Genomic DNA, 26,531 nt, shown 5'->3' with positions numbered 1-26,531 from the left:
ATCTGTTTTACTCAGAAATTTTAACAGATGCATTCATTCCAGGAAGCACCTTATCAGATGGGTTTTTGATTGAAATTTTCACAGGAACTTTTTGTGTTACTTTTGTGTAGTTTCCGCTTGAATTTGTAGAAGGAAGCATATCAAAAGTTGAGTTAGTCGCATAACCAATTTCTTCTACAGTACCGTCAAATGTAGTATCAGGGTCTCCGTCAACTACTACGTCTACACTATTTCCTACTTCAATATCCGCAATATCTGTTTCTTTAATATTTGCTGTGATGTATAGGTTGTCCATGTCAATCGTTTGTGCAATTGTTGTACCAGCTTGTACGGTTTGTCCGTTTTTCACTTCGTTTTTCACAATTGTGCCATCCATAATGGATTTTACGTCAACAGTTTGTTCACCTTTGATTTTTGCAACTGTGTCGCCTTTTTTCACTGTTTTTCCTTCGTCCAGATCCCAGTCAGATACTTTACCTGCTGCTGGAGCAGTAATAGCAGCCATATCGCCCGCTACTTTTGCTTCATCTGTTTTTACGTAGTTTGTGCTTTGATAATAGTAGTAAGCACCTCCAGCTATAATTGCAAGAACAACAATCAAACCGATAATGTTGGTCAGAATTAAACGTCCTCTGTTCATTTTGTTTTCTCCTTTCGTTTCATCCTCTATCATTTTGCGGAAAGCTGGTGAAAATATGTGAGAAGTTTTTAATTACCGCTTTTTTCTGAACAGCCTTCAGCAAGCTTCGTTAAACTTCCGGCTAGTTTGCGCAAATACTGCAGCTGGGAGGTATCAAGCTTTTGGTACAAGCCAGCACCCATTTTTGCATATTGCACAGCGGCTTTTTCTATCAGTTCTTCCCCCTCTTCGGTTAACTGAATCATGACGATACGGCGGTCATCCGGACTGTCATATCGATTCATCAATTGGCGCTTATACAGAATATCTGTCATCCGCGTCACAGAAGCAGGCTTAAGATCAAGCGACATTGCCAGCTTGCTTAGCGGGGTGCTTCCGCTTTGATGAATTTTAAACATCAGCAAATATTGAAGGACTGTAATATCAAAAGGCTCAAGCACAATCTCCAATATCTTCTTCTGTTTTTTATATATCGCCCGAGACGTATCGAAGAGCTGTTCAAAAGTGAGCAAAGCACGTTCTGATTCAGTCAACTCCTTTTCACCTCATTCCTCAATAATAGTTCACAAGATAAAATATTAATAAATGAAAGAAGATTTGTCAAAGGAAAAATTTCTTTTTCTCCCGTATTTTTTTCGCAAGCGTTTTCTTGCTTTTATTAAATAAAAAAAAGCCCTGAAATGGGCTTTTCATTACGAAAATTGATGGCTTACACCAGACTCTTCATTTCTGAAAAAGTTCTTTAGAGCCTGAAAAACATCAGATTTCTGTTTTAAAATATAGTACTTAAATTTCTCATCTTTTACATTTTTATATGCAGACATTAACGTTGAATGCCTGTTGTACTGATTGACCTCGCCGTAGCAAAACAGATTGGCCTTCTTCATAATATCATTGACCAGCTTCACACAGCGCGCGTTATCAGATGTCAGGTTGTCACCGTCAGAAAAATGAAACGGGTAAATGTTATAGCGGGCGGGATTGTACTTTTCATCAATAAGCTCAAGCGACTTCCGATATACGGAAGAACAAATTGTTCCGCCGCTTTCTCCCTTTGAGAAAAAATCCTCCTCCGAGACCACTCTTGCTTCTGTATGATGGGCAATAAATTCAATTTCCACAGTCTCGTATTTTGTCCGCAAAAAACGGGTCATCCAGAAAAAGAAGCTTCTGGCCATGTATTTTTCCCAAACCCCCATACTGCCGCTTGTATCCATCATGGCTAAAACGACGGCTTTTGATTCGGGCTTTGTGATGTCATTCCACGTCTTATATTTCAGGTCCTCCGGATAAATTGGGTAGAACGACGGTTTTCCTGACATTGCGTTTCGTTTAAAGGCTGACATCATCGTTCTTTTCTTATCAATATTACCGGTTAACCCTGTTTTACGGATATCATTAAACTCGATATCTGTATGAATGATATTGTCCCGCTCTTTTTGCTGGAGATTCGGAAGCTCTAATTCTTTAAAAAGCGCTTCTTCTAAATCCATTAATGAAACTTCCGCTTCATAATAATCCTCGCCTGCCTGATCACCGGCACCCTGCCCTTTTCCAGGCCCTTGTTTTTTGTCTGATCCATCCCGGGCCACAACATCTCCAACCTGGCTCTCGCCGTCTCCTTGCCCTACATGTTTATTTTTATCATAGTTATAACGGATTTTATACTCATCAAGTGAACGGATTGGGATCTTCACTACATCTTTTCCATTAGACATAATAATGCTTTCCTCAGTTACGAGGTCCGGAAGATTGTTTTTGATCGCTTCCTGCACTTTTTTCTGGTGGCGCTGCTGGTCATCGAAGCCTTTGCGATGGAGGGACCAGTTTTCCTCAGAAATCAAAAAATGGCCGCTGTCATTTTGGGACATGAATTCCCCTCCTTAACCATTTGTGGTCGTGATACATACGTATTCCGGCTTGTGCCAGATTATGAAACAAGTCTTTTGAAAAGATTTATATTCATCATATGCACATATGCATGTTTAATTGACAAACTATTTAGAAAATGGGACAAAATAACCCGCCCTATTCGGACGGGTCACGTTGCTTATCGGTTCAGCAGGCTGCCGACATATTTCAGCAGCTCATTGGCGCTCGTCGAGTTGTAGCCGTGCTCATCAATTAAACGGGCCACGACTTCATTTACCTTTTTCAGCTGCTGCTCATCCGGCGTTTTTGTTGAGGTCGTAATTTTAACGACATCCTTCAGATCAGCAAACAGCTTTTTCTGAATAGCTTCACGCAGTCTTTCATGGGAATTGTAATCAAACCGCTTGCCTTTTCTCGCATAGGCTGAGATGCGGATTAAAATTTCTTCGCGGAACGCTTTTTTGGCGTTTTCCGAAATGCCGATCTGCTCTTCGATGGATCTCATCAGCTTTTCGTCAGGGTTCATTTCCTCTCCTGTCAAAGGATCACGAAGCTTGTTTTTATTGCAATAAGCCTCTACGTTATCGAGGTAATTGTCCATAAGTGTTTTTGCTGATTCTTCATATGAATACACAAACGCTTTTTGAACTTCCTTTTTCGCAATGTCGTCATATTCCTTGCGGGCGGCAGAAATAAAATTCAAATACCGCTCCCTGTCCTCGCTTGAAATTGATGGGTGCTGATCAAGACCTTCTTTTAAGGAACGAAGGACATCGAGAGAATTAATCGATTCCATATTTTTTCTGATAATCGTTGAAGAAATCCGGTTGATCACGTACCGCGGATCAATGCCGCTCATGCCTTCATCATTATATTCTTTTTTCATATCCTCAACGTCGACAGAATTATATCCTTCCACACTTTCTCCATCATACAGTCTCATTTTCTTGACCAGATCAATATCCGACCGCTTCGGCTCTTTTAACCGGGTAAGGATTGAGAACATCGCGGCGACCTTCAACGTATGCGGGGCAATATGAACATCCGCCACATCGCTTTCTGCAATCATTTTTTCATAAATTCTCTCTTCCTCAGACACTTTTAAATTATAAGGAACCGGCATCACGATGATTCTTGAGTGCAGGGCTTCATTCTTTTTATTAGAAATAAATGAGCGATACTCCGTTTCATTCGTGTGAGCCACGATCAGCTCATCAGCAGAAATTAACGCAAACCGCCCAGCTTTAAAATTCCCTTCCTGTGTCAAGGAAAGCAAATGCCAGAGAAATTTCTCATCACATTTCAGCATCTCCTGAAACTCCATCATCCCGCGGTTCGCTTTATTCAGCTCTCCGTCAAACCGGTAAGCACGCGGATCTGATTCTGAACCGTACTCGGCGATTGTTGAGAAATCAATACTCCCCGTCAAATCGGCAATATCCTGAGATTTCGGATCAGAGGGACTGAATGTTCCAATTCCCGTACGCTTATCTTCTGAAAAGAAGATGCGCTCCACCTTCACATCCTCAATTCTTCCTCCGTACTCTTCCTCCAGCCTCATGACATTTAAAGGAGAAAGACTTCCTTCTATTCTAATGCCGTATTCCCTGTAAAAGTCATCGCGTAAATGATGGGGGATTAAATGTAGAGGGTCCTCGTGCATCGGGCAGCCTTTAATCGCATATACAGCGCCATTATCTGTCAGCGTGTACGCTTCGAGACCTTTTTTAAGCATTGTGACCAGCGTGGATTTACCGCCGCTCACAGGCCCCATCAGCAATAGAATCCGCTTTCTGACATCTAGACGTTTGGCAGCCGGATGAAAATACTCTTCCACAAGACGCTCCAGAGATTCTTCAAGCCCGAACAGCTCGCGGTCAAAAAAACTGTACTTCTTGCGTCCGTCAATCTCCTCTATCCCGCTGTCTTTTATCATATTAAAAACTCGAGAATGAGCAGATTGCGCGACCATCGGATTTTCTTTAATAATCTCCAAATAATCGGCGAAAGTTCCTTCCCATTTCAGCCGCTGCTCTTCCTCTCTGTACTTTTCAATTTTCTTTAATATATCCATAAGGACCTCCTCTATCATGTTTGATACACTATGCAAATAAGGTACTTTGATACAATCTATGCCGCCATCCCGTGATACATGCTTTGGTTTCTTAAAAATAAAGATACTTATACATCGTTGACAAGGCAGACTGCGACCGTTCATAATAAAGAAAAATACAGAATCATCCAGACTCGGACAGCACGGAAAAATTGAAGAGGGGGAGAGACGGTGAAAACAATCATCATGATGGGTGTCATTGTCACTTTTTTAGTATCAATTTTTACCGCAGGATACGAAAGCAAGCCTGGAAAAGAATAAAAAAGGGTGCTCCTGAAAGAGCACCCTTTTTGTATAACAGAACAATGTTTTACAGTTTTGTTTTTTCTTTAATCTGTGAATGCGGATCGCATTCATATTTGTTTTCGTACTCAATTGTTCCGATACTGCATCCCGGCCCGATGATCACTTCTTTTCCCCTGACGACTGCCGCTTCGGTATTCTCCAAATAAACCCGATCGCCTTCTATGACATCGGCGATCAGCTTCACTTTCTTCCGATTAAAAAAACTCGCGCGTCTTTTCACTGTAATTGTTGTTCCGCCGATTTCCTGCACATGGCTTATATCATGGCTCAATCCCAGCTTGATCTCACCCGAATTTAATAACCCCGATACATCAACACAGCCTGTGACATGGAACATTTCTGTTTCACAATCACCTTTTACGCTAAGCTTCCCTTTCACATCGCAGGATTCTCCAGTCATATTCCCGCCAATTTCAGTCTGGCCTTTCAGATTGAATCGATCAAATTGAAGTGAGCCGCTGACTTTCATTGTCCCATATATATTGATTTTGCCGGCTGTCAGATCGCCTTTACATTCACTTTCTCCGAGCACACGCAGCCGCTCAGTCTCTGCTTTTCCGAGAAAAAGGCCCGTTCCGTATATGCGGCAGCCTACAGCAGACAGCCCTTCTCCAACTACACCTTCTCCTTTGATGCTGACATTGTGATACGCGCCTCCTGCGGCATGCCCAGCGCCATATAATTTTAAATTTCCCAGTTTTGTTGTCTCCATTACGATCCTCCTTACAACTTTGTGGATGTTTCAACCGATGCGCTTGGATCACAGGTATAGTCCCCGCTGTATTCGACAGTTTCAATCTGGCAATCCGGGCCGATGACCACTTTATTACCGCGCACGGTTTTCGCCTTTGTATTTGTCAATTCAATCACGTCACCTTCGATCAGCTCTGCTGTTAGAACAGGCTGCGGCATCAATCTGAGCAATGTCAGCATTCCTTTTCTGCAGGTCACTTGAAGATGGCGGCAGCCGATCTCCCGCGCATAGCTTTCCCCTGCAGAAAGCTTAATGATCACCTGGTCTGCATTTAAAAGCCCGCTGATTTTGCATTTCCCTTCTGATTGAAAGGTTTCTGTTTCACAATCTGCTTCCATGACAGCTTTTCCGCTAATGTCAATTCCATCAGCCTTGACAGTGCCGCAAAATGTTGATGATCCAGCGATTTTCAATTGTTTTGCAGATACCTCTCCTTGAATAAAACCAGTGCCATTCATCCGGATAGATTCTGCTTCAACGTCTCCATGTATCTTTCCTGAACCGCTGATGGTTACCGCTTTCGCTTTGACGCTGCCGTCCGCTTTTCCGTTTCCATTAAAAGAAAAAGTATCACACTCCACGTCCCCGGCCACTGTCCCGCTGCCATTAATCTCAACAGATTGAAATGTTCCTCCCTTTGAACTTCCTGATCCGTTTATCACCAGCTTTTCCACTACATCCATCGATGGCCCTCCTGCATAAATGTTGTTTTTAATTCCTCTGAAGCTTTTAATAAATCTACCCGTTCCACAACCTTTACGGATGATTCAAACAAAATGCTGTCCGCCGCAGCCGCTATAAAACAAGTTGTGACACCGAGCTTGCGGAGCACAATCAGCTCCGTCTGTTTTTCAATCTCTTCATTATCATGCTTCTTTAATACCTCTGCAGCCATTTTTGCTTCTGCAAGGCTGACATTTCCAGACTGCAGCAGTCCCTCAAGCACATATAGCGAAAGCAAATCGCTGGATGAAAAAACCGGACTTCCTCCGTCTTCTGAATAGGCTTCAAGAGCAGGCCTTGAAACCAAACCTTTATGAAGCAATTCATCAGCGGTCATGCTGACATCCTTCATTTTCGGCGACAGCATTTCCCTCATTTCATCCAAAGACAAATTTTCTTTCATCTTTTGAATCATTGATATACGTTTTAAAATCTCCTCTCTCGGAAAAAACGTCTCTTGCCCTGTAAATGTGGATTTACGAATAAACCATTCCTCAGGTATTAAGTTTTTCCGCTTCCATCGATACAGCTGACCGTATGAAATCGATGTTCTTTCAAGTAATTCTTTTTTAGAGATTAATTGTTCTTCCATAAGTCCAGCTCCTTTGTTGGGTACATTGTAACATAACACTGTTACGTTGTTAAGCCCAAAAACGAAACAAAGCATTTCAACATCCGCAAAAAAACCCGCCCATCATCGATGAGCGGGTTTTTTCACTATTTTAAATCACGGTAATTTTGCTGGCGCAGCGCTTCATAAACAAGAATCGCGGCAGTATTGGACAGATTTAACGATCTGACGTGCTCTGTCATCGGAAGACGCAGGCAGCGGTCCATATTATTTTGAATTAAATCCTTTGGCAAACCGCTTGTTTCTCTTCCGAACACGAAGAAATAATCCTCGTCAAGATCAGTGTAATCAAATGATGTATGAGGCTGCTGGCCAAATTTTGTAATAAAGAAAAACTGGCCTTTTTCATATGCCTCAAACAATTCTTCTAACGAATCATGATACACAACGTTAACAAACTCCCAATAATCGAGTCCGGCACGCTTCAGCATTTTATCATCCGTTGAAAAGCCGAGCGGACGAATCAGGTGTAGCGTTGTATTGGTTGCTGCACAAGTACGTGCAATATTCCCTGTGTTAGCGGGAATTTCTGGTTGATATAAAACGACATGTAATGCCACAATGTTCACCTCTGTTTTTCTTATCCGCCCATCATTATAACATTAATTACTCTTTTGTCGTATCATCAACGATATGAAAAAAGGCATATCGTATTGACGGCGTGTATGCCGTAGAATCCTCATATGACCAATACCTCATCCGGCTGTCATAAGTCTGGGCGTTGACAAGCGGCATATTGCCTTTGTCCTTCGCCACGACAATCGTTGTATGATTAAACCGGCCGTCTCCTTCGAAGTCATAGCAAATCACATCGCCCGGCATCAGTTCTTCCGCTGATTTCACCCGCACCGCACGCAGTCCGGCCTTTGAATTCGACAAATACATTTTCATAGAGTGAGCCACCGTCCAGCTGTAGCTCCATGAGCTTTGTTTCATCCACCAGCCTGATCCCCTGTTCGGATGACCGCGCATCGGCGCGCCTCCTGCATGAAGACACTGAGAAATAAAATTTGTACAGTTATCGCTGAAATTTTTATAAGCAGGATTGCGCTTGTTCCAAAATTTCTCGGCATATTGGACAGCGCCGAGACGATCGTATTGAAAAGCCCTGCCAAACGCTTCTCTTTCCTCTTCAGCTTCAGAATAGTCAATAATACTGGTCCCTTCATGAAATCCAGCCGGCTTTTTCGCAATTTCCTGATCACTAATCAAAATGTGATCATACAGGAAAGCCATTCGCTCCTCTATGTGCTCTTCTATATACAAGCTGTCATCTTGTTCCTTACACACGTATTCGTAATGGATGGTATACGAAAGGCAGGTCGTTCCGTCATCCTCAACCCGCACATGATTAATCACGGCCTTTGCTTTCGCTTTTATGATGTCAACTTTACGTTTTTCCAGAAGCTTTTTCTTACGCTCCATGACTTTAAGGTCTCCGACTTGAGACTCCTGTCTCATAGCATGCCCGTTAACCAGAAAGCCCAGCCGCTCCTCCGCTAATTGTTCTAAAATGTGCTTCAAGCTCACCCCACCCGCCATACTTTTTTATAGAGAAAAAACACTTGGATGATCTCAAGTGTTTTTTCCTTCTGCTCTATACGTATGTCAGGACAAGCCTTGTTTAGTCATGCCTGAAGCTTTTAGCAAATCAATTCCTTTTTCAATTTCCAGCTTTGCCTCTTCATCCTTCTCTTTTTCCAGCGCTTTTTCAAGCTCTTCCACGTATGCGGGGTCTCCGATTTTTCCGATTGCCCATGCGGCTGTCCCCCTGATGACAGGACGCGGATCCTTGTGCATCAGTTCCGTCAATTCAGGCAGTGCGGAAGCATCCTTAAAATGCGCAAGCGCGAGAATGGCGTTTCGCTGAATCGGTTTTTTTCCGCGCCAAGAACCTGAGACATGCCCGAATTTCTCCTTAAATTCCCGATTGCTGATGGTCAAAAGCGGCTTCAATAACGGTTTGGCAATCTCAGGATCAGGCTCCATTTCCGGATGAAGATGAAAATCCTTCCCTTTATTGAGAGGGCATACCGTTTGGCACGTATCGCACCCGTACAGGCGGTTTCCGATTTTTGTCCGGAATTCATCAGGTAAAAATCCTTTTGTCTGGGTCAGAAAAGAGATGCAGCGCTGCGCATTAAGCTGCCCGGGATTAACCAGTGCTCCCGTCGGACAGGCGTCCAAGCATTTCGTGCAGGACCCGCACATATCTTCAATCGGCACATCAGGCTCAAAAGGGATATTTGTGATCATTTCCGCCAAATACACATAAGAGCCATACTCGGGTGTTGTGATCATACAGTTTTTCGCACTGAATCCAATTCCGGCACGTTCCGCAACGGCGCGATCAGACAATTCACCTGTATCAACCATTGACTTCGTTCTGATATCCTCATGCTTGCTTTTTAGAAAATCCTCCAGCAGATCAAGCTTTTCCCTCAGCACATCATGATAGTCTTTTCCCCAGGAGGCTCTGCAAAAAATGCCCCTGCGCTCAGTTCTCGTGCTTCTCGGCGCATCCTTCATTCTGGAAGGATATGCGAGAGCAATTGCCACTATTGATTTCGCTTTCGGCAAAAGAAGCTTCGGCGTCACCCTTTTTTCGATATCCGGCTCTTCAAAGCCGGAGAGATAGCCGAGTGATTCTTGAAGAATCAAACGGTCTTTTAAACTGTCAAAAGTATCAGCGGTCGTAAAACCAATCTTGTCCACGCCAATGCTTTTCGCGTATTCAATTAATTCTTCTTTGAGCTGATAAACGTTCATGTTTTGCACAGCCTCCTTTCTTTGTGATAAAACGATACAGCGTTTATAATAGGTTGATATCACGTAACTGGAGTGAATGCTAGTGAATATCAAACTTGATTCTGTTATTACTGAACGTGCGGCCGGCTTACATGCAGCTGCTGTCATTTATGAGAATATCGAAGTCGGCTCCTCACCGCAAATGCTGAAAGGCAGACTCCGCCTGTTTCAAGAATCCTTGTTTTTCGACTATGCGGACGGCGGTATATCCGATGAATCCTTCGTCAAGGAATGGCAGAAACTCTTTAAACAGCTTAACCCTTCATTTGAGGGAGAAACAACCCCAATGGAGGACATGCTGGTCCCGATATCCAAGGAACAATTCATGGAAAGTAAAGACTCGGCCCATGACACAATCGATTTTTTCGCATTAAAATATTCTCTGCCTATTATGATTTATGATGCCGGAAAGCTTCATGAGCCGGTCCGGATCTCATTGGGAGAAAAAGAAAACATACTGCTTTTCTCTGATGAAAACGGCATTTTTGGCGATTTCAAAAACAGCGTCAACCACTATCCCGTTTCAAACGAGACTAAGAATATGCTGCAAATCATTTTTTTCCCGCCATCGATTGAGAAAAGCAGCGCTGTTAACCTCTTATCATCATTAACGAAAATGTTTGAACAAATTCACGGCGGCACCCATACAGTACATTGGCTTACGTAAAAGAACACGAATACCGTGTTCTTTTTCACATAAAAAAACGCAATACTTCGTTTATCTGAGAAACGAAACACTGCGTTAATAACGTATGTATGGAGCGGGTGATGAGAATCGAACTCACGACATCAGCTTGGAAGGCTGAGGTTTTACCACTAAACTACACCCGCATTTGTGATTGTCAGCAACAGTACCGCTCTGACTTTTTTTATATTACATGTTTATTTATTTTTCGTCAAGGGAATATAAAAATTTTGTCGAAAAAAAGTTATCTTTTTGTAAAGTTGTTAAGTACCATTTACATAATGTTAAGTATACTATACAATATAATCAATCGAGATTGTGAAGGGGACAGACGTCATGATGAAAAATAAAGTAAAAGAGCTGAGGGCACGCTTCGGCTATTCTCAGGAAAAACTCGGAGAAACGGTCGGCGTCACAAGACAGACTGTGGCAGCGATTGAAAAAGGCGATTATGTTCCCTCACTGCTGTTAGCACTGAAAATCTGCAAAGCCTTCTCCATGAAAATGGAGGATGTCTTTTGGTTAGAGGAGGAAAACTAAGATGAGCATGAAAACAAAAGCAGCTTTTCACCTTGTTTTATTTGGCCTTGCATGCTGGGCGCTGATTTCATACTTTGAAGCCTCAGAAGGCATAGCATCTTTTTTCGGCACAAAGAGCGGCGGGATGGTATTTGATTTAAACCTCACCCCCTTTATTCTGTTTGTTGCGGCGTCTGCGGTTTATTTGTACTTACAGAAAAAAAGCCGCCCTGCCAGAAAGCAGCTACTTCTGCCTGATGAGTTTGAAGAGCAGGATGAAAGAGAGCAGATGATGACGGCAAAAGCATGTCGCGCGTCATATATCGCTGTCTACTTCTCGCTGCCTGCCGCAGCGGTTCTTCTCATTTTTTATCCGCTATTTCAATCGCGCATTCCGTTTTTCCCTATTATTATTGTGTTTATCATCATGATCATCCAGCACCTTTCCTACGTCATCTCTTTCAAGAAAAACGAAAAAAACTCCGGCGCGCTGTAATCGGCCGGAGTTTTTTCTTACCAGCTTGCTTTTTTCACACCGGGAATCTGGCCTTTATGGGCCAGCTCCCTGAAAGCGATTCTGGACATTTTAAACTTCCTCATATATGCTCTCGGGCGCCCCGTTACCATGCAGCGGTTGTGAAGCCTTCCCGGTGCTGAATCTCTTGGCAGCTTGCTGAGTGCCTCGTAATCTCCTTTTTCCTTCAACTCGCGTCTAATACCAGCGTATTGCTCAACAAGCTGTTGGCGTTTTAACTCTTTTGCCACTTTTGATTTTTTAGCCAAGTCACATAGCCTCCCTTTAAATCGAAATTGTTACGATTTAAAATGTATCATGCACCATTCAAAAAAGCAAGCATACCGCTTTGTAAAACAGACGGCCTGAAGCCGCCCATTCTAATGATGCAATTCCACATAATACAGTAACGCATCTTGATGCTTAATGAGCTCTTTTTTATGTTCAGAGGTGTGCATTGTCTCGTCAGTCCCTCTAATACTGCTGCCGATCAAAGCAGGCTTCTCGAAAGTAATCGGTTCCGGCGATGAAATATTCTGAGTCATTTCCTGTGTTGTGCTATCGTCGCGTTTCACCGATGAATCAGCCGCTATAGTTCCCTGTTTATCCACAATGCCAAAATGAATGGTGGTATGTTTATTCTTTCCTTCCCCCTCTTCATTCTCAAAATAAACAAATTGTATGGTATCAGTTTTTTCCTCTGAATAATCTGCACGAACCGGTCCAAACCTCTCAACAAGCTTTCCCTTTTGATAATGTTCGATGTACATGTCAGCTGAAGAAATACCTTCACCGATATTGACGGCTTCGGCAGTGAATGCCTGTGAAGCTGCGACATCCATTCTGTTTTTTTCAAGATCTGATATGTCCGCCGCTTTGATTTCCATCTGTTTTGAATGTCCGCATGCTGACAGCATAGCTATGAGGCAAATGACTGCCGCGCTTCTCAATGTTTTCAGAAAAAAAGCCCCCTTTTTTTGAATATCATACCATGTTCGGGGGGCTGTATTTTAGTTAAACTCATGCATTTTTCTCTTTGACAAAATAAGTGTTTCCTACCGCTTCTCCCCTTTTGTTCTGAAGCTTTCTCGTCCGATCATTTTCAAACGGCAAAAGCGGAAATACAAGCTCTGCAAAATAATACGCTTCTTCTAAATGCGGATAGCCGGAGAATATAAACGATTCTATGCCGAGTGCCTGGTACTCCGCTATCCGGTCGGCAATCGTCTGCGGATCACCGACAAGAGCTGTTCCTGCCCCTCCTCTGACCAGGCCGATCCCCGCCCACAGATTCGGGCTGATTTCAAGCTTCGTCCGATCGCCTTGATGAAGGACGGCCATCCGCTGCTGGCCTGAAGAGTCGTAACGGCTCAAAGCTGCCTGCGCTTTGGCAATGGTGTCATCATCCAAGTGGCTGATCAAGCGCTCTGCCGCTTCCCATGCCTCTTGTTCAGTTTCACGGGCAATGACATGCAGCCTAATGCCAAATCGAACGGTTCTCCCTTCTTTTGCCGCTTGCTTTTTGACTCTTTCTATCTTTTCTTTTACTTGTTCAGGCGGCTCACCCCATGTCAAGTACACGTCTGTATGCTTTGCGGCAGCTTCAATTCCAGCCTGTGACGAACCACCGAAATAGATGGGCGGATGCGGCTCTTGCTGCGGCGGGAAAAGCAGATTGCTGTTTTCCACTTTTATATGCTTTCCTTCATAGGAAACCGTTTCTCCCTGCAAAAGTCTCCGCCAAACGGTTAAAAATTCGTCTGTTGCCTCGTAGCGCTCATCATGGCTGATAAACAGGCCATCGCCTGCCAGCTCATACGGATCGCCCCCTGCCACAACGTTGATCAGCAGCCGGCCGTCTGAAATGCGGTCTAGGGTGGATGTCATTCTGGCTGCCAGAGAAGGCTGCATTAAACCAGGTCTTACCGCGACTAAAAACTTTAAGTCCTTTGTTTCTCCCGCCAGTGCCGACGCTGTAAGCCACGGGTCCTCGCACGATCTTCCCGTTGGCAGAAGAACTCCTGTATATCCCAGCCTGTCTGCCGCCTGGGCGACTTGTTTAAAGTAAAGATGATCCGCAGTCCGTCCATCACTTTCAGATCCTAAATATCTCGCGTCTCCATGAGTCGGTATAAACCAAAGAATTTCCATATTCATCTCCCCTTTATATCTTTTATCCTTCGTAGCTGTTTCTCCACTTTAACAGCTTTCGTTCCAGCAGCCTGACGAAGGAATCCGTCAGCTTTCCAACCACTGCAAAAATGATAATCCCTACAAAGACTTTATTCGTTTGTGAAAACTGTCTCGCATCCATGATCATATAGCCGACTCCCGAGCTTGAGCCCATCAGCTCTGCCACAACGAGCCCGAGCCATGCAATGCCGAGCGATAAGCGAATGCCTAGCAATATATTGGGCAGGGCTGCCGGCAATATCACTTTGGATATCTGCTGATGCCATTTAAATTCAAGCACCCGGGCGACTTCAAACAGCTTCGCGTCAACCCCGCGGATGCCGTTAAACGTATTGATATAGACAGGAAAGAAGGCACCGAGCGCAATCAGCAAAATTTTAGATACTTCGTCAAATCCGAACCATAAAATAAACAGCGGCGTGACGGCCAGATGAGGTACGGTTCTAAGCATTTGCAACGACGGATCAAGATACAGCTCCGTCCGTTTGGAGAATCCGGCCAAAATCCCGATCATCAATCCAAGCCCCGCGCCAAGCAAAAAACCAAGTGCCGCCCGATAAATGCTGATTTGCAGATGGCCGAACAGTTCGCCGGACAAAATAAGCTCCTTAAAGGTCAGAACAATCGTAACAGGTGTAGGCAGCACTGTAGCGGACACAACCCCCAGCCCGCCGATGACCTGCCAGATGGCAATGATGACAGCGGGCAGTAAAAGCCCCTTCATCCAGCCGTATCTCTTCCTTCCAGGCTTTTTTCGCACCGCTTCCGCATTCGTTTTGGGCAGCGAGCCCGCAGCCTCTGCTTTCATCATTGATCACCTCCTGAGGAATGTTCCTCTAATGCTTTTTTGATAAAAGTGTTATCGACAACATCCTTCACATCAATCTTCTTATCTATCGCCTTTGTTCGAAATTGAAAATCTGCTGTTTCCTGCTGCGCTTTCACAATGTCGTCACTGATGACCTCATTCAGAGGTTCAGTATTTTTCAGCACATTTTCGACGACCTTTTTATCGAGATCTTTAATGTCAGAATACAAGTCCGCTGCTTCATCCAGATGTTCCTTTTGCCATACAACGGCTTTATTAAACACCTTCAGAAAACGGACCACTTCGTCTGGATGCTCTTCTGAAAACTTTGTTCTTACTAAAGTAAAACCCGGTGAATATAAATCTGTGCTTTCTCCGTTCACAAGGATTTTTGCTCCGTGTTTCATTGTTTCTAAGGACAAGTACGGCTCCCAAATGGACCAGGCATCAACAGATCCGTTTTCAAATGCGGAAGCTGCTTCATCAGGCTGAAGCTGAATAATTGTCACATCATTAGCTGACAACCCCACTTGATCAAGCGCTTTATACAAAAAATCAAACCCGCTGCTGCCTTTGGCGACTGCAATTTTTTTCCCCTTTAAGTCCTTAACGTCTTGAATGCCGCTGTTTCGATTGACAAGGATGCCGTTTGCTTTCAAGCCGTCCTGAGACAAACCGATTTCTTTAAAGTCAATGCCTGCCGCCTGTCCAGCGATCACAGGCGAATTACCGACTTGAGAAAAATCAAGTTTGTCTGCCGCAAGGCCTTCAAATTGGGGCGGACCGCTTTGAAACTCCACCCATTTCACTTTGATGCCTTCTTTTTCAAATGCATCTTCGAACCAGCCTTTTTCTTTTGCGATCAAAAGCGGGCTTAAGCTTTGCTGAATACCAATACGAATTTCCTTCAATTGTTTGTGGTCACCGCTGGCTCCATTTGCTCCACAGCCTGCGAGCAGAAAAATAACGGCAACCAATACAATGAGTCCTTTTTTCATTTCCGCTTCCGCCCTTTCTATATCCCTGATCCTTCTGCGTACTCCAAATCTTCTGTTTTCTCGAATTCCGACAGCACTCTCTGTCTGATCGCTTGGAAATCCGGAGTCGTCCGGTTCCGCGGATACGCCAGGTGAATGGGCATCAGCTTATGGATTTTCCCCGGTTTGGCCTTAAGGATCGCAAGCTCATTTCCTAAATAAACAGATTCATCTATATCATGAGTCACGAGAATCATCGTTGTTTTTTTCCTCCTCCATATATCCAGCAGCACGTCCTGCAGGTGTTTTCTTGTAAAAGCGTCGAGTGCACCAAACGGTTCATCTAAAAGTAGCACCTCAGGCTCCCGCAGAAGGGCCCGGGCGATGGCTACTCTTTGTGACATGCCGCCTGACAGCTCGCGCGGATATGCTTTTTCCGATCCTTTTAATCTGACAATCTCGATCAGTTCATCCACCTTTTGTTTGACTTTTGGGTCCTTCAAATTCAAGTCGGCTGCAATATTCTGCTCAACAGTCAGCCAAGGAAAGAGGCGGTGTTCCTGAAAAATAAATCCTTGCTGAATACCCGGAGCTGTTACGCTGCGGCCGTTAATTTCCACACTCCCGTCATATTCAGAATCAAGCCCTGCAATAATCTTTAACAGGGTGCTTTTTCCACACCCGCTCGGTCCGATAAGCGTTAGAAATTCGCCTGGTGCGATTGATAATTCTATGTTCTCTAAGACCGTGTTTTTGCGGCCCTCTTGAACAAATGCCTTTTCTTTGATGCTGATGGTCACAGCCACTTTTATCCCTCTCTTTCTGCCAACCCCGCCTTCAAAAAAACAAAAAGGCCCCCATCTCTGTTCTTGTAGAGATGAGAGCCTTCGGCGGTCCGATCAGCTGCCCAATTGTTTTTTTGTTTGAATAACATGTTAATTCAAATTATTCCGATATGTCAACTCTTTTTTAAATACGATTTTTGATATCCTTGTTTATCACTTACTCTGCTTGTTTCGCAAATAGAGAAGGAAAAATTATTTCTCCAAAAATTATTAAGTGTCATAAAAATCTGTTACAACAAGGTTTTTCAACACTTTCGATACTAGATATCGATTAATAGAGATAACTATTTTATAATAATTATAAAATAATATTGACTTTTTACTTAGAGATGATATTATGTTCTTATAAATTCCAAGAGGTGATAACATGAGTTCAAATAAACTGACAACTAGCTGGGGCGCTCCGGTTGGAGATAATCAAAACTCAATGACTGCCGGTTCTCGCGGACCAACTTTAATTCAAGATGTACATTTACTCGAAAAATTGGCCCATTTCAACCGAGAACGTGTTCCTGAACGTGTTGTTCACGCCAAAGGAGCAGGCGCACACGGATATTTTGAAGTGACAAACGACGTAACAAAATACACGAAAGCCGCTTTCCTTTCTGAAGTCGGCAAACGCACACCGTTGTTCATCCGTTTCTCAACAGTTGCCGGTGAACTTGGCTCTGCTGACACAGTTCGCGACCCGCGCGGATTTGCTGTTAAATTTTATACTGAAGAAGGAAACTACGACATCGTCGGCAACAATACGCCTGTATTCTTTATCCGCGATGCGATTAAGTTCCCTGATTTCATCCATACACAAAAAAGAGATCCAAAAACACACCTGAAAAACCCTACGGCTGTATGGGATTTCTGGTCACTTTCACCAGAGTCACTTCACCAAGTGACAATCCTGATGTCTGACCGCGGAATTCCTGCAACACTTCGCCACATGCACGGCTTCGGAAGCCATACATTCAAATGGACAAATGCCGAAGGCGAAGGCGTATGGATTAAATATCATTTTAAAACGGAACAAGGCGTGAAAAACCTTGATGTCAATACGGCAGCAAAAATTGCCGGTGAAAACCCTGATTACCATACAGAAGACCTTTTCAATGCAATCGAAAACGGTGATTATCCTGCATGGAAACTATATGTGCAAATCATGCCTTTAGAAGATGCAAACACGTACCGTTTCGATCCGTTTGATGTCACAAAAGTTTGGTCTCAAAAAGACTACCCGTTAATCGAGGTCGGACGCATGGTTCTAGACAGAAATCCGGAAAACTACTTTGCAGAGGTAGAACAAGCGACATTTTCACCTGGAACACTCGTGCCTGGTATTGATGTTTCACCGGATAAAATGCTTCAAGGCCGACTGTTTGCTTATCATGATGCACACCGCTACCGTGTCGGTGCAAACCATCAAGCGCTGCCAATCAACCGCGCACGCAACAAAGTAAACAATTATCAGCGTGATGGACAAATGCGTTTTGACGATAACGGCGGCGGATCTGTGTATTACGAGCCTAACAGCTTCGGCGGTCCAAAAGAGTCACCTGAGGATAAGCAAGCAGCATATCCGGTACAAGGCATCGCTGACAGCGTAAGCTACGATCACAACGATCACTACACTCAAGCCGGTGATCTGTATCGTTTAATGAGTGAAGATGAACGTACCCGCCTTATTGAAAATATTGTTAATGCTATGAAGCCGGTAGAAAAAGAAGAAATCAAGCTGCGCCAAATCGAGCACTTCTACAAAGCGGATCCTGAATACGGAAAACGCGTGGCAGAAGGCCTTGGATTGCCGATTAAAAAAGATGCTTAATGTAGAAATGCAAAAACCCGCTGTAATCAGCGGGTTTTTTTCTATTTAGTTACACATTGCGTATGCTTCTCATCAATCTTCATATAAATTTCTTCCATGAGCTCCGCGCTGTTTATAATCTCTCGTTTGTTTTTTTCAATCAGCAGCTCAAGCGGCAAAATCTGATTCCCGTAGGTTTTTCGCTTCCTGAATCGTTTTCTCCCCTTTTCTTTTTTGACTCCCATCAATAATCCCTCCTTTTTCATACAAAAAAGGCCCTTATCTAAACGATAAGAGCCTTCGGTGTTCCGATCAGCGCGATAAATTTGAAAAATTTGTACTGACCATGTTAATTCATACAATACCGACCTGTCAACTATTTTTTAAGGGAGTTGACACTGTATCAGATTGCATCCCCGCTTTTTCCTTATACACTCTTTTCCCCTGACGCATAAGCTAGAGAAACTAGAATACGAGAGAAAGAGATGTGGGAGTGTGGAAAAGACAAAATTGACCGGACGTATCGTGACACGGGATGATCCGGACTATAACGAAGCAAGAACCAATATTAACCTAAGCTTAGAAAGGTATCCTGATATCATTGTGTTTTGCCAAAACAAACAGGATGCACTCAATGCGCTGAAATGGGCGCGTGAAAACCGTGTGCCTTTCCGTATTAGAGGCGGCAGACACAGCTATGAGAACTTTTCCCTTTTAAATAACGGTCTTGTTATTGATTTAAGCGAAATGAAAAAAATAACAGTGAATCAGGATAAAAAGCTGGCCTATATTGAAGCGGGGGCTGAATTGGGAGAAGTCTATCGGACACTCTGGCAATACGGCCTGACGCTTCCAGCAGGCACCATTGCTAATGTAGGGCTCACAGGTTTAACTCTCGGAGGGGGAATTGGACTTTTAACAAGGGCTGCCGGCCTTACTTGCGACAGCCTCGTGCAGCTTGAGATGATCGTAGCAGACCAAAAAGAGGGCGCTGATCTGATTACAGTCAGCTGTTCAAATCATCCAGACTTATTTTGGGCGTCTCAGGGAGGCGGAGGAGGCAATTTCGGCATAGTCACCTCCATGACATTTAAAGCAGTGCCCATCTCTCAAGTGTCGATTTTTTCTATTACATGGGGATGGGATGATTTTGAGGAAGTATTTAACACGTGGCAGCACTGGGCCCCGTATACAGATGACCGGCTTACATCATCAATAGAGTTTTGGCCTAAAGAAGTAAACCGCATAGAAGCCCTCGGCCAATTTATCGGGCCAAAAACAGAGTTAAAAAAACTGTTAAAGCCTTTATTGAAAGCAGGAAGTCCGACAAGCGGAATGGTAAAAACAACGCCATTCATTGAAGCGGTAACCTTTTTTAACAGCCCGGGAGGCAATCAGCCTCAAAAAATGAAACGCTCCGGCTCTTTCATTGAAAAGCCATTATCAGAACGTGCGATTTCAACAATAAAACACTTTTTAGAGCACGCTCCGAATCAAAACGCCAGTGTCTGGCAGCAAGCACTCGGCGGGGCAGCCGGACGGATCGCTCCCGACCAAACGGCATTTTATTATCGTGACGCAATCATTGCCCAGGAATACTTAACAAACTGGACATCCCCTGGAGAAAAAAGACAAAACGTCCGCTGGATTGAGGGGCTGAGAACGTCCCTTTCGAGAGAAACGATGGGAGACTACGTAAATTGGCCAGATATCGAAATCAGAAACTGGCCAAGAACATATTACGGCGAAAATGTTGAACGCCTCCGCCGTGTCAAAACGAAATATGATCCAGAAAATGTTTTCCGCTTTGAACAGAGTATTCCTCCGCTTCGACGCTCTCTGTTTTTCTAAAAAAATGAAGATGGAGCATTCTCCATCTTCATTTTTTTTATTGATATAAATTGCTTCCCGTATCGACAAACTCTTTTGCTTTTTCTTTTAATCCTTTATTTATGGCTTCTGCTTCACTGAGATCGTTTTTCTTCGCATAATCCCGAATATCCTGTGAAATTCTCATGCTGCAAAATTTCGGACCGCACATGGAACAAAAGTGAGCGGTTTTTGCTCCTTCGGCAGGCAGTGTTTCATCATGGTATTCAAGGGCTCTCTCCGGATCAAGAGATAAATTAAACTGATCCCGCCAGCGGAATTCAAAACGGGCTTTCGATAACGCATCATCCCGGATTTGCGCTCCGGGATGCCCTTTTGCAAGGTCCGCAGCGTGCGCAGCGATCTTATATGTAATGACTCCTTCACGAACATCATCACGGTTTGGCAGCCCCAAATGCTCCTTCGGCGTTACATAACAAAGCATTGCTGTCCCATACCAACCGATCATCGCCGCTCCGATCGCTGAAGTAATATGGTCATATCCCGGCGCAATATCCGTTGTCAACGGCCCCAATGTGTAAAAAGGCGCTTCTTTGCAAATTTCCATTTGTTTATCGACATTCTCTTTGATTTTATGCATCGGAACATGTCCAGGACCCTCAATCATCACCTGAACATCATGCTTCCAGGCAATTTGCGTCAGCTCTCCAAGCGTCTCTAATTCAGCAAACTGCGCTTCGTCATTGGCATCAGCAATTGATCCGGGACGCAAACCATCCCCAAGAGAGAAAGCAATATCATACATTTTCATAATCTCACATATTTCTTCAAAATGTGTGTATAAAAAGCTTTCTTGATGATGAGCCAGACACCACTGCGCCATAATCGCTCCCCCGCGTGACACAATACCAGTTGTCCGTTTGGCAGTCAGCGGTACATACCTAAGCAAAACACCCGCGTGAATCGTAAAATAATCCACTCCCTGCTCTGCCTGCTCGATTAGCGTATCACGATAAATCTCCCACGTTAAATCCTCCGCTACGCCGTTTACTTTTTCAAGCGCCTGATAAATCGGAACAGTTCCCACAGGCACGGGGCAATTGCGGATAATCCATTCACGCGTCGTATGAATATCTTTTCCGGTAGAGAGATCCATCATCGTATCCGCTCCCCAGCGGATGGCCCACGTCATTTTTTCCACTTCTTCTTCAATGGATGACGTAACCGCTGAATTCCCGATATTTGCATTAATCTTCACATGAAAATTCCGGCCGATAATCATTGGCTCACTTTCAGGGTGATTAATGTTTAAAGGAATAATCGCCCGGCCGCTGGCTACCTCGTCTCTGACGAATTCAGGAGACACATGCTCACGAATGGCGATAAATTCCATCTCAGGTGTAATGATCCCCTTTTTTGCATAGTGCATTTGTGTGACATTTTGACCTGCCTTCGCCCTCAGCGGTTTCCGCTTTAATCCTGGGTAGCTTACGTTTGGATTTGCTTTTTTATAACCGTTATCTTCTGGTTTTATAGCCCGACCTTCATACTCTTCCACGTCACCGCGCTCTGTGATCCATTTTTGGCGGAGCGGCTTTAATCCTTCTTGAATATTAATGGTTACTTCAGGGTCCGTATACGGTCCGCTTGTATCATAGACACGCACAGGCGCGTTTTCCTCTTCGCCGAACGATCCCGTCGTCGGACTCAATAGAATCTCCCTCATCGGCACTTGGATGTCCGAAGAAGAGCCCTCCACGTATACCTTCTTGCTGCCTGAAAAACTTGACATAATGGAAATGTTGGCTTGCTGCACTGAATTGTTTTGCATTCCTTTTCCTTCCCCTTTCTACGTTTGAAAGGACAAAATCAAGCCCATAACCAGCACAAAAAACCGGATTCATATAAATGAACCCGGTTACAGTCAGAAAGAAACATATTATTGCCCAGCAAGACAATAACAAAAACAATTCCTCTACTTCCCCACGCTGGTACGAACCAGATCAGGTCCAAAGGGTTAAGAAGCTTACCTTCTCTCTCAGCCCGAAAGCGGGCACCCCCAGTAACTATTGATTTCGCACTCATCTTATCATAAAATCAATCTGAAAAAAAGAGGAATATAGATAATATTCAGCCAATTTCACCCTAAATATTTGACCGGCAACGGGATTTCAGCTATTTCATGTTCAGCCATCATCACCCGATATGCCTTTCCATCCGACCTTGAACTCACAGTCTGAAACAGCTGATCATTTATGAAATGGAGAGCAGCCCCATCATCCGCTGCATAGCCACTGCATAAGAACTTGTTAGATATCAGCTGGTGGTATGCCGGTCTCCGATCCTTTTCCCCGTCATAATGGGGACAAAAGCTCCCTTGCAAAAAACCTAAACTTTTCAAACTTGTCAGCGGTCCGGCTGAATCCGTCACCCCTTCTTCAAACCAGCAGATCGCACCGGCACTTAATCCAGCTAAAACCACACCGTTCTTCCATGCTTCCCTAAGAATCTGGTCAAGCCCCCACTCTTTCCATAACACAAGTAAATTCCGCGTATTTCCCCCGCCAACATAAATCACGTCCATTTCCATAACAAAAGAAGCTAAATCTGTTGATGACGGCTTAAACAAAGATAAGTGAGACGGCACACAATCCAGTGTTTGAAATGCATGATAAAACCGCTGAATATAGTTTTGGGAATCTCCGCTCGCCGTCGGCAAAAAACAAATACGAGGCTGCTCTCGTTTTGATTGATTGAGGATATATTGATCGAGGGACAAATTATCCGGCTCCATCGAAAAACCCCCGCCCCCCATCGCAATAATCTGCTTCATCATCACACCCCCCAACAAAATTTGTTGCTTATTATAGCATTTTGTATAGAAGCAAGAAACAAAGCCAAATACTTTCTTATCAGGAGCTGCTAAAAAAACAAAGGGGGTGGTTTCCCATTGAACAAAGTCTTTGTCCCAAAGATATTCTTGATTTGTTAACAACAATAAAAACCAGCATTAACAAATACACTGTCGCAATAACAGAAGCCGAAAATCCCCACATCAGAAGAGCATTGCATGATCAATTAGATACAACTGTTTATCTCCATGATGAACTGTCAGATCTTCTGTTAGAAAAGGGATGGCTCGGGTGAGCAATTCCAAATCAAATCGATTAGATTTATCTTACAGCAAAGACCACAAAAAGAGACGGGATCTCAAAGATGAGATGCCGTCTCTTTTTTATTGCTCCACTCTTCTTAAAGCCTCATTTACCGTTTCTTTTATAAACGCGTCTTCACCGCTTAATCGGTCTAAACTGAGATCGCCGTTTCTCAGCCTTTCGGAAATATTGTTTATATCCTCCTCTACTGTGATTTGCAGCTCACCAGCCAAAAACATTCTGTGTAATTCATCTGCAACCAAACTTTCTTTATTCACTTCCATCCACTCCTTTATTTTCAATATTATTCTTAGTCTGTCCCTAGGCCGAGACGAATAATAGGAAAAAAGTATGAATCAAACGAATCTTTTTTCCTCCTTCTTGCGTATATCTGTTGAGAAAAAAGAAAAAGGGGAAGATCTAACATGTCATTTTTTAAGAAACTTGCGGCAAGTGCCGGAATTGGAGCTGCAAAAGTAGATACAATTTTAGAAAAAGACGCATATTTTCCAGGAGAAGAAGTACAGGGAACGGTACATGTCAAAGGCGGAAAAATCGCTCAGGACATCCGTTATATCGATTTACAGCTTAGCACACGGTATGTCATTGTAAAAGACGATGAAGAGCACCGGAAATACGCTACAATTCATTCTTTCCGGGTCACTGGTTCATTTACCATACAGCCTGGTGAAGAGCATCAATTTCCGTTCACATTCACTCTGCCTCTAGATACGCCGATGACTGTAGGGAAAGTAGAGGTTGCCGTGGTGACAGACCTTGACATTCAAGGCGGTATCGATAAATCCGATCATGACCGCATTTTCGTTGAAGCGCACCCTTGGATTGAAAATGTGCTGGAAGCAATCGAAAACCTGGGCTTCCGTCTTAACGAAGCAGACTGTGAACAAGCGCCCTACTTCCGACGCCGCCTTCCGTTCGTTCAAGAATTCGAATTCGTTCCGACTTCCGGATATTATCGTCAGATGCTTGATGAATTAGAGCTCATTTTCCTTTTAGACGAAGACGGTTTGGAAATCATTTTCGAAGTCGACCGCAGAGCAAGAGGACTCCGAGGGTGGCTGGAAGAGATGTATAATGATGGAGAACAGCTTGTACGCGTCCGTTTCAGCCAATCAGAGCTTGAAGATACAGAAGAGCTAGAAGAGGTGCTAGAAGAGATCCTAGACCAATACGCTGAGTAAGTATAAAAAGGAGCCTCGGCTCCTTTTCTTTAATAAAAAATAAAAACCCGTTTCTGTTAAGAAACGGGTTTTTCAGTATACCGGTGGTCGGGGTCGAACCGACACTCCAGAAGGAACACGATTTTGAGTCGTGCGCGTCTGCCAATTCCGCCACACCGGCAAGTTTTACGTCGTATCTAACCGACGAATATAAATATATCATGGATCTCATAAAGTGTCAACGTATTTCAAAAAAGTTTTTATGGAAATATAAAATAAAAGTGTTGAAAGACTAGCTATACAGCCGCTTTATACTAGGCCTCGGAACTTAACTTGTTATGATAAATCAAAGCATTAAAAAAATGATCTACTTATGTAGATCATTAATATGATTAGTTATAATGATAAAACACAAACACCAATTCAACTTACCATGTAAGTAAAATTGGTGCCGAGGGCCGGACTTGAACCGGCACGGTAGTCACCTACCGCAGGATTTTAAGTCCTGTGTGTCTGCCAATTCCACCACCCCGGCAATAAGAAGGCGACACCCGGATTCGAACCGGGGATAAAGGTTTTGCAGACCTCTGCCTTACCACTTGGCTATGCCGCCGTAATTGGAGCGGAAGACGGGATTCGAACCCGCGACCCCCACCTTGGCAAGGTGGTGTTCTACCACTGAACTACTTCCGCATTTTTAATGGACTTAATACATTATATGCAGTTGATATAAAAAGTGAGACTGGGCTAGCTGGATTCGAACCAACGCATGACGGAGTCAAAGTCCGTTGCCTTACCGCTTGGCTATAGCCCAATGATAATATGGGGCGATTGATGGGAATCGAACCCACGAGTGCCAGAGCCACAATCTGGTGCGTTAACCACTTCGCCACAACCGCCATAATCTCAAGATGTCATAAATTTGGCAGGGGCAGTAGGAATCGAACCCACACCGGAGGTTTTGGAGACCTCTGTTCTACCGTTAAACTATGCCCCTATAAATGGTGGAGGGGGGCAGATTCGAACTGCCGAACCCTGAGGGAGCGGATTTACAGTCCGCCGCGTTTAGCCACTTCGCTACCCCTCCACATTAAATTTTGAAAAAACAGTGCCGGCAAGAGGACTTGAACCCCCAACCTACTGATTACAAGTCAGTTGCTCTACCAATTGAGCTACACCGGCATAGGTGGTGGCTCGGGACGGAATCGAACCGCCGACACACGGATTTTCAGTCCGTTGCTCTACCAACTGAGCTACCGAGCCTAAGTATTCAAATGGCGGTCCGGACGGGACTCGAACCCGCGACCTCCTGCGTGACAGGCAGGCATTCTAACCAACTGAACTACCGGACCATTTTAAAATTTGGTTGCGGGGGCAGGATTTGAACCTGCGACCTTCGGGTTATGAGCCCGACGAGCTACCGAACTGCTCCACCCCGCGATGATATAATGGTGGAGGATGACGGGCTCGAACCGCCGACCCTCTGCTTGTAAGGCAGATGCTCTCCCAGCTGAGCTAATCCTCCATCATATAATGACCCGTACGGGATTCGAACCCGTGTTACCGCCGTGAAAGGGCGGTGTCTTAACCGCTTGACCAACGGGCCCAGACTTTCAATTGTAATTATGTATAAGTATCAGTGGCGGAGAGCAAGGGATTCGAACCCTTGAGACGGAGTTGACCGCCTACACGATTTCCAATCGTGCTCCTTCGACCACTCGGACAGCTCTCCAATAATGGCTCCGCAGGTAGGATTCGAACCTACGACCGATCGGTTAACAGCCGATAGCTCTACCACTGAGCTACTGCGGAATGAAGTCTGCCTGGCGATGTCCTACTCTCACAGGGGGAAACCCCCGACTACCATCGGCGCTGAAGAGCTTAACTTCCGTGTTCGGCATGGGAACGGGTGTGACCTCTTCGCCATCATCACCAGACAATTTCAGTGACATTTAACATTATACTATGTATTCTTGAGAAAATCAAGTGTTTTTTTGAAAAACTTATTCTCTCAAAACTAGATAACAGGTGTGACATCATTCAAAAATATGGTTAAGCCCTCGATCGATTAGTATCTATCAGCTCCATGTGTCGCCACACTTCCACCTCAGACCTATCAACCTGATCATCTTTCAGGGATCTTACTTCCTTGCGGAATGGGAAATCTCATCTTGAGGGG

General features: G+C 44.2%; 27 protein-coding genes, 17 tRNA genes, 2 rRNA genes and 1 riboswitch (1 of these 47 only partly in view). Of the genes, 7 read left to right on the top strand and 39 right to left on the bottom strand.

All coding sequences use genetic code 11. The features are described 5' to 3' along the window. Positions 1-7 precede the first annotated feature (7 nt). The 10 genes from NST79_RS05000 to queG form a co-directional block, all read right to left on the bottom strand. Positions 8-673: an HlyD family efflux transporter periplasmic adaptor subunit gene (locus NST79_RS05000; RefSeq protein ID WP_003233430.1), complete on the bottom strand. Its 666-nt coding sequence runs from the start codon at positions 671-673 to the stop codon at positions 8-10. Positions 674-708: 35 nt separating this feature from the next. Beyond that, positions 709-1,173 carry a MarR family transcriptional regulator gene (locus NST79_RS04995; RefSeq protein ID WP_003233431.1) on the bottom strand — a complete coding sequence of 155 codons (465 nt, stop codon included), beginning with the start codon at positions 1,171-1,173 and terminating at the stop codon, positions 709-711. A 159-nt stretch (positions 1,174-1,332) separates the two neighbouring features. Continuing rightward, on the bottom strand, positions 1,333-2,511 hold the full coding sequence (yhbH, locus tag NST79_RS04990) for a sporulation protein YhbH (protein ID WP_003233432.1): 1,179 nt from the start codon (positions 2,509-2,511) through the stop codon (positions 1,333-1,335). 179 nt (positions 2,512-2,690) lie between these two features. Further along, entirely contained in the window at positions 2,691-4,586 is a 1,896-nt protein-coding gene (gene prkA, locus NST79_RS04985; RefSeq protein WP_003233433.1) for a serine/threonine protein kinase PrkA, read from the bottom strand. A gap of 349 nt (positions 4,587-4,935) precedes the next feature. Further along, the gene (locus NST79_RS04980) at positions 4,936-5,643 is read right to left on the bottom strand and encodes a polymer-forming cytoskeletal protein (RefSeq protein WP_080529096.1); all 708 of its coding nucleotides are present in this window, start codon (positions 5,641-5,643) and stop codon (positions 4,936-4,938) included. 11 nt (positions 5,644-5,654) lie between these two features. Beyond that, complete coding sequence (locus NST79_RS04975; RefSeq protein WP_041851048.1) at positions 5,655-6,368, bottom strand: polymer-forming cytoskeletal protein; 714 nt, start codon at positions 6,366-6,368, stop codon at positions 5,655-5,657. After that, complete coding sequence (locus tag NST79_RS04970) at positions 6,359-7,000, bottom strand: YhbD family protein (RefSeq protein WP_033883013.1); 642 nt, start codon at positions 6,998-7,000, stop codon at positions 6,359-6,361. Before NST79_RS04970 ends, NST79_RS04975 begins: the two co-directional genes overlap by 10 nt. Before the next feature lie 125 nt (positions 7,001-7,125). Beyond that, positions 7,126-7,608, bottom strand: a complete 483-nt coding sequence (gene trmL, locus NST79_RS04965) for a tRNA (uridine(34)/cytosine(34)/5-carboxymethylaminomethyluridine(34)-2'-O)-methyltransferase TrmL (RefSeq protein ID WP_003233442.1) — start codon at positions 7,606-7,608, stop codon at positions 7,126-7,128. A 37-nt stretch (positions 7,609-7,645) separates the two neighbouring features. After that, positions 7,646-8,581, bottom strand: a complete 936-nt coding sequence (locus NST79_RS04960) for an amidase domain-containing protein (protein WP_015252502.1) — start codon at positions 8,579-8,581, stop codon at positions 7,646-7,648. 66 nt (positions 8,582-8,647) lie between these two features. Beyond that, a complete protein-coding gene (gene queG / locus NST79_RS04955) occupies positions 8,648-9,808 on the bottom strand; it encodes a tRNA epoxyqueuosine(34) reductase QueG (protein WP_212059674.1) in 1,161 nt (386 codons plus the stop codon). An 82-nt stretch (positions 9,809-9,890) separates the two neighbouring features. On the opposite strand from queG, the gene NST79_RS04950 reads away from it, so the two are divergent. After that, on the top strand, positions 9,891-10,514 hold the full coding sequence (locus NST79_RS04950; RefSeq protein ID WP_003245517.1) for a B3/4 domain-containing protein: 624 nt from the start codon (positions 9,891-9,893) through the stop codon (positions 10,512-10,514). Positions 10,515-10,604: 90 nt separating this feature from the next. Here NST79_RS04950 and NST79_RS04945 read toward each other — a convergent pair. After that, a tRNA-Gly gene (locus NST79_RS04945) sits at positions 10,605-10,678 on the bottom strand. 193 nt (positions 10,679-10,871) lie between these two features. On the opposite strand from NST79_RS04945, the gene NST79_RS04940 reads away from it, so the two are divergent. Both NST79_RS04940 and NST79_RS04935 read left to right on the top strand, forming a co-directional pair. Beyond that, positions 10,872-11,072 (top strand): helix-turn-helix transcriptional regulator, encoded by a 201-nt coding sequence (locus tag NST79_RS04940; RefSeq protein WP_009966860.1) that lies wholly within the window; start codon positions 10,872-10,874, stop codon positions 11,070-11,072. A 1-nt stretch (position 11,073) separates the two neighbouring features. Then, a complete protein-coding gene (locus NST79_RS04935) occupies positions 11,074-11,547 on the top strand; it encodes a lipoprotein (RefSeq protein ID WP_003245008.1) in 474 nt (157 codons plus the stop codon). A gap of 17 nt (positions 11,548-11,564) precedes the next feature. On the opposite strand, the gene rpsN is transcribed toward NST79_RS04935, so the two are convergent. From rpsN to NST79_RS04905, 6 genes are all read right to left on the bottom strand, one after another. Beyond that, positions 11,565-11,834 (bottom strand): 30S ribosomal protein S14, encoded by a 270-nt coding sequence (gene rpsN / locus NST79_RS04930; protein ID WP_003233455.1) that lies wholly within the window; start codon positions 11,832-11,834, stop codon positions 11,565-11,567. Between the two features lie 111 nt (positions 11,835-11,945). Next, complete coding sequence (locus NST79_RS04925) at positions 11,946-12,482, bottom strand: hypothetical protein (protein ID WP_003245073.1); 537 nt, start codon at positions 12,480-12,482, stop codon at positions 11,946-11,948. 103 nt (positions 12,483-12,585) lie between these two features. After that, positions 12,586-13,716, bottom strand: coding sequence for an FMNH2-dependent alkanesulfonate monooxygenase (gene ssuD, locus NST79_RS04920; protein ID WP_212059676.1), 1,131 nt, complete (start codon positions 13,714-13,716; stop codon positions 12,586-12,588). 22 nt (positions 13,717-13,738) lie between these two features. Further along, positions 13,739-14,569, bottom strand: coding sequence for an ABC transporter permease (locus NST79_RS04915; protein ID WP_212059678.1), 831 nt, complete (start codon positions 14,567-14,569; stop codon positions 13,739-13,741). Beyond that, complete coding sequence (locus tag NST79_RS04910; RefSeq protein WP_017697512.1) at positions 14,566-15,564, bottom strand: aliphatic sulfonate ABC transporter substrate-binding protein; 999 nt, start codon at positions 15,562-15,564, stop codon at positions 14,566-14,568. The genes NST79_RS04915 and NST79_RS04910 overlap by 4 nt, the downstream gene beginning before the upstream one ends. Positions 15,565-15,581: 17 nt before the next feature. Next, a complete protein-coding gene (locus NST79_RS04905; protein ID WP_021479704.1) occupies positions 15,582-16,349 on the bottom strand; it encodes an ABC transporter ATP-binding protein in 768 nt (255 codons plus the stop codon). 406 nt (positions 16,350-16,755) lie between these two features. On the opposite strand from NST79_RS04905, the gene katA reads away from it, so the two are divergent. After that, positions 16,756-18,207 (top strand): catalase KatA, encoded by a 1,452-nt coding sequence (katA, locus tag NST79_RS04900; protein WP_015252505.1) that lies wholly within the window; start codon positions 16,756-16,758, stop codon positions 18,205-18,207. Between the two features lie 41 nt (positions 18,208-18,248). On the opposite strand, the gene senS is transcribed toward katA, so the two are convergent. Beyond that, positions 18,249-18,431 (bottom strand): transcriptional regulator SenS, encoded by a 183-nt coding sequence (gene senS, locus NST79_RS04895; RefSeq protein ID WP_029317517.1) that lies wholly within the window; start codon positions 18,429-18,431, stop codon positions 18,249-18,251. Positions 18,432-18,681: 250 nt separating this feature from the next. On the opposite strand from senS, the gene NST79_RS04890 reads away from it, so the two are divergent. Then, positions 18,682-20,037, top strand: coding sequence for an FAD-binding protein (locus NST79_RS04890; protein WP_212059680.1), 1,356 nt, complete (start codon positions 18,682-18,684; stop codon positions 20,035-20,037). A gap of 37 nt (positions 20,038-20,074) precedes the next feature. Here NST79_RS04890 and thiC read toward each other — a convergent pair whose 3' ends face one another. Further along, complete coding sequence (gene thiC / locus NST79_RS04885) at positions 20,075-21,847, bottom strand: phosphomethylpyrimidine synthase ThiC (protein ID WP_212059682.1); 1,773 nt, start codon at positions 21,845-21,847, stop codon at positions 20,075-20,077. Between the two features lie 132 nt (positions 21,848-21,979). Further along, positions 21,980-22,087, bottom strand: a riboswitch (TPP riboswitch). A gap of 69 nt (positions 22,088-22,156) precedes the next feature. Then, positions 22,157-22,849, bottom strand: coding sequence for a Type 1 glutamine amidotransferase-like domain-containing protein (locus NST79_RS04880; RefSeq protein WP_212059684.1), 693 nt, complete (start codon positions 22,847-22,849; stop codon positions 22,157-22,159). A gap of 41 nt (positions 22,850-22,890) precedes the next feature. On the opposite strand from NST79_RS04880, the gene NST79_RS04875 reads away from it, so the two are divergent. Further along, positions 22,891-23,163: a spore coat protein gene (locus NST79_RS04875; protein ID WP_080478397.1), complete on the top strand. Its 273-nt coding sequence runs from the start codon at positions 22,891-22,893 to the stop codon at positions 23,161-23,163. Positions 23,164-23,251: 88 nt separating this feature from the next. Here the strand turns inward: NST79_RS04875 and NST79_RS04870 are convergent, their stop codons facing one another. Continuing rightward, the gene (locus tag NST79_RS04870; protein ID WP_014479229.1) at positions 23,252-23,455 is read right to left on the bottom strand and encodes a hypothetical protein; all 204 of its coding nucleotides are present in this window, start codon (positions 23,453-23,455) and stop codon (positions 23,252-23,254) included. A gap of 141 nt (positions 23,456-23,596) precedes the next feature. On the opposite strand from NST79_RS04870, the gene spo0M reads away from it, so the two are divergent. After that, positions 23,597-24,373: a sporulation control protein Spo0M gene (spo0M, locus tag NST79_RS04865; protein WP_128737675.1), complete on the top strand. Its 777-nt coding sequence runs from the start codon at positions 23,597-23,599 to the stop codon at positions 24,371-24,373. A gap of 78 nt (positions 24,374-24,451) precedes the next feature. On the opposite strand, the gene NST79_RS04860 is transcribed toward spo0M, so the two are convergent. The 18 genes from NST79_RS04860 to NST79_RS04775 form a co-directional block, all read right to left on the bottom strand. Next, positions 24,452-24,533: transfer RNA gene (locus NST79_RS04860), tRNA-Leu, on the bottom strand. A gap of 265 nt (positions 24,534-24,798) precedes the next feature. Next, positions 24,799-24,887, bottom strand: a tRNA-Leu gene (locus NST79_RS04855). Positions 24,888-24,894: 7 nt separating this feature from the next. Then, positions 24,895-24,965: transfer RNA gene (locus NST79_RS04850), tRNA-Cys, on the bottom strand. 5 nt (positions 24,966-24,970) lie between these two features. Then, positions 24,971-25,045 (bottom strand) — tRNA-Gly (locus NST79_RS04845). A gap of 49 nt (positions 25,046-25,094) precedes the next feature. Continuing rightward, positions 25,095-25,166 (bottom strand) — tRNA-Gln (locus NST79_RS04840). Between the two features lie 9 nt (positions 25,167-25,175). Next, positions 25,176-25,251: transfer RNA gene (locus NST79_RS04835), tRNA-His, on the bottom strand. 24 nt (positions 25,252-25,275) lie between these two features. Further along, a tRNA-Trp gene (locus NST79_RS04830) sits at positions 25,276-25,349 on the bottom strand. 5 nt (positions 25,350-25,354) lie between these two features. After that, a tRNA-Tyr gene (locus NST79_RS04825) sits at positions 25,355-25,439 on the bottom strand. A gap of 22 nt (positions 25,440-25,461) precedes the next feature. Continuing rightward, positions 25,462-25,534 (bottom strand) — tRNA-Thr (locus tag NST79_RS04820). A 5-nt stretch (positions 25,535-25,539) separates the two neighbouring features. Further along, positions 25,540-25,615: transfer RNA gene (locus NST79_RS04815), tRNA-Phe, on the bottom strand. Between the two features lie 12 nt (positions 25,616-25,627). After that, positions 25,628-25,704 (bottom strand) — tRNA-Asp (locus NST79_RS04810). Between the two features lie 11 nt (positions 25,705-25,715). Further along, positions 25,716-25,792: transfer RNA gene (locus tag NST79_RS04805), tRNA-Met, on the bottom strand. Between the two features lie 9 nt (positions 25,793-25,801). Then, positions 25,802-25,877, bottom strand: a tRNA-Val gene (locus NST79_RS04800). A gap of 9 nt (positions 25,878-25,886) precedes the next feature. Beyond that, positions 25,887-25,958: transfer RNA gene (locus tag NST79_RS04795), tRNA-Glu, on the bottom strand. Between the two features lie 34 nt (positions 25,959-25,992). Next, a tRNA-Ser gene (locus tag NST79_RS04790) sits at positions 25,993-26,084 on the bottom strand. 5 nt (positions 26,085-26,089) lie between these two features. Further along, positions 26,090-26,164, bottom strand: a tRNA-Asn gene (locus NST79_RS04785). 9 nt (positions 26,165-26,173) lie between these two features. Next, positions 26,174-26,289: ribosomal RNA gene (gene rrf, locus NST79_RS04780) — 5S ribosomal RNA — on the bottom strand. A 111-nt stretch (positions 26,290-26,400) separates the two neighbouring features. Then, positions 26,401-26,531, bottom strand: a 23S ribosomal RNA gene (locus NST79_RS04775); it runs 2,797 nt beyond the window's last position.

The organism is Bacillus sp. PS196, from assembly GCF_037963555.1.
In the GTDB taxonomy this organism is placed as follows: Bacteria; Bacillota; Bacilli; order Bacillales; family Bacillaceae; genus Bacillus; species Bacillus subtilis.
This window is presented reverse-complemented; position numbering and strand designations above follow the sequence as displayed.